Origin of the sequence: Mesobacillus sp., from assembly GCF_049588175.1 — a bacterium.
GTDB lineage: Bacteria > Bacillota > Bacilli > Bacillales > Cytobacillaceae > Mesobacillus.
Map to the genome: position 1 here is coordinate 1 of NZ_JBAVFI010000143.1, position 2,386 is coordinate 2,386.

3 protein-coding genes and 1 pseudogene are annotated in these 2,386 nt (G+C 38.3%); 3 read left to right on the forward strand and 1 reads right to left on the reverse strand.

The window, feature by feature from the left end:
• Positions 1 to 134 precede the first annotated feature (134 nt).
• The 3 genes and pseudogenes from WB217_RS03510 (at position 135) to WB217_RS03520 (ending at position 1,988) form a co-directional block, all read left to right on the forward strand.
• Positions 135 to 1,100, forward strand: a complete 966-nt coding sequence (locus tag WB217_RS03510; protein ID WP_423990683.1) for an alpha/beta hydrolase — start codon at positions 135 to 137, stop codon at positions 1,098 to 1,100.
• Positions 1,100 to 1,354, forward strand: a pseudogene (locus tag WB217_RS03515) (MBL fold metallo-hydrolase); the annotation flags it as partial. The gene WB217_RS03510 and the pseudogene WB217_RS03515, both read left to right, overlap by 1 nt.
• Positions 1,355 to 1,535: 181 nt before the next feature.
• Positions 1,536 to 1,988 carry a CoxG family protein gene (locus tag WB217_RS03520; protein WP_423990685.1) on the forward strand — a complete coding sequence of 151 codons (453 nt, stop codon included), beginning with the start codon at positions 1,536 to 1,538 and terminating at the stop codon, positions 1,986 to 1,988.
• Positions 1,989 to 2,038: 50 nt separating this feature from the next.
• On the opposite strand, the gene WB217_RS03525 is transcribed toward WB217_RS03520, so the two are convergent.
• Positions 2,039 to 2,386, reverse strand: a 348-nt coding sequence (locus WB217_RS03525; protein ID WP_423990687.1) for a hypothetical protein, incomplete at its 5' end; no start/stop codon positions are given.

Consider the following 2,386-nt stretch of genomic DNA (forward strand, 5'->3'; position numbering starts at 1 on the left):
GAAAAATACTTCTCTAACAAAATAAGGAATTTCTTTATTTAAAGGAAATTCCAACCCGTGGTCTTTTTTGACTTCGTATCTGGTAAAATATTTTTAAAATACATAGAAAACTAGGTCGAAAAGGGGATTTGTATTTGAAGAAGCGTATTATTTGGATTTCCAGTAGTATTGTGATTTTAATTATCATTAGCTTACTAGCGGCAGGGAATTATTTTTACAATGTAGCCATTAATCGAAGCCATGAAGCGGTCGATCTTCATGGTGGCGGGGAAAGTGTCGCAGCGGCTGGTTTGCTTAGTGAAGATGAGCAGCAGGCTAAACTGGAAGAGGTCATGAAATGGACAGATCAGCAGACTTTTGACATTGTCGAGATTGAGTCTGAAGATGGCTTGAAATTAAAAGCGCGATTTTTAAAAAATGAACATTCAAACGGAAAAGCTGTCATTCTGGCACATGGATATAAAGGGAACAGTGAACAAATGCCAGGAATCACTAAATATTATTATGAGCTAGGCTATGACATTCTTAAACCCGATGCAAGAGGGCACGGACTGAGCGAGGGAGAGTATATTGGCTATGGCTGGCATGACCGCATAGATTATGTACAGTGGGTTCAATTTTTAGTAGATAAGAAGAAAGAAGATGCTATTTTTCTTCATGGGTTTTCGATGGGAGCGTCAACTGTACTGATGACCAGCGGTGAAAAGCTGCCGCCTCAAGTGAAAGGGATTATTGCGGACAGCGGCTATACAACAGTCCTTGAAGAACTATCCCATCAATTGAATTATCTTTATCATCTGCCAGCATTTCCTGTTATGCAGGTGACGAGTGCGATTACAAATTTAAGAGCTGGCTATTCGTTTGGCGAGGCGTCTGCACTCGAGAGTGTTAAAAAAAACAAGCTTCCTTTATTTATTATTCATGGTGATAAGGATGAGCTTGTCCCAACTGAAATGGCTCAGCGTATTTTTGAAATGGCCACAAGCAAGAAGGACTTGTGGATCGTCCCAGGTGCAGGCCATACAGAGGCATATACGATTGCGGAAGAAGAGTATCAGGAGCGACTAAAGTCGTTTTTAAATGATGCTCTTGAACAGTAGATATTAAAATCACTCTTTCTGAAATGACGTTTGAAGACAAACTGGAAATTCATTTAGGAGGAGTTACATGCATTGTAAAGCATGTTGGCGGAGATCATGCGTATGATTCAGTTGTTGTTTATATTAAAGAAGATAAAATCCTCTTCCTAGGTGACAGCATTTACCCTGATATTTTTTCTGAAAAAAGAAATTACACAATCGAGCGTACACTTTCACTATTGGAGGAACTTGAAACGATTGAATATTTCGTATATGGATACGAAATGACAAATGGGCTCAGCATATGACTTGTTAGCTGAAAATACTCTATTCCACGCTATGGCTGTTTCCGCACGCTATTAAGGGGTAAACACTTAACAAACATCAGTTGGACAAAGTATAATTCATCCGTCCAAACATATATCTCTAAAAGACCATCAAAAAGGAGAGATTATGATGCCGGTTGGAATGCACGAAATTACGATGGATATCCCAATTGAAGAAGTTTGGGATTTCGTAAAAGATATGGATAATTGGGCCCCGTTATTGCCTGGCTACATAAATCATGAAAAACTGAGAGAACATGAATCAAATTGGACCTTCAAAGAAACTGTTGGAATCCTTAAGAAGAAAATCAGTTTGCATGTCACGATAAAGGAATGGATTGAGCCGACGATGGTGACCTTCGATTTGAAGGGTATTAATGAAAACCTGACAGGGAATGGGTACTTTAAAGCAGAGGCATTGAATAAAAGCAGAACAAAAATGACAGGCTATTTGGAAATGGTCGCAGAAGGTGCTTTGGCGTCGGTGATGAATGCTGTGATGAAAAATTCACTCCCAAAAAGCGGTGAAGAGCTGACTACTGCGATTGCAGAAAAACTAATGGAACAGAGAGCACTGAGATAGTATTACTAAAAAGTAAGCAAGGAAAATGGAGCATGCCCCCAGCATGCTCCTTATTTTTTCTCCACTTTAACAAGCCCATCTTTTCTTTCATCTTTTACAAAATAAATGACTACAATATCCTCGAGTTTAAGTTTTTGTCCGGATGGGAGATGTTCTTTTTTAAAGTAAATGGTTTTACCGCTATCTTCCTTCCCGTAATAACCTGAATCATCTATGTCAGTAATCATATATTCTTGGGTGGTATATTCATTTGTTGCGGTTTTGGAAGCTTTAGTGGCTTCATTCATCTCCAGTTTCAGAAAGATTAATAGCCCTAAAAACATTGTTAATAAAAATAAGATAAATACCCTCATATCAAATCCTCCATTACTTAATACACGAATAAGTATATGCAATGT

Excerpts from the sequence above, each read along its gene's own strand:
- WB217_RS03520 (WP_423990685.1), top strand. The coding sequence starts at position 1,536 with ATGCCGGTTGGAATGCACGAAATTACGATGGATATCCCAATTGAAGAA.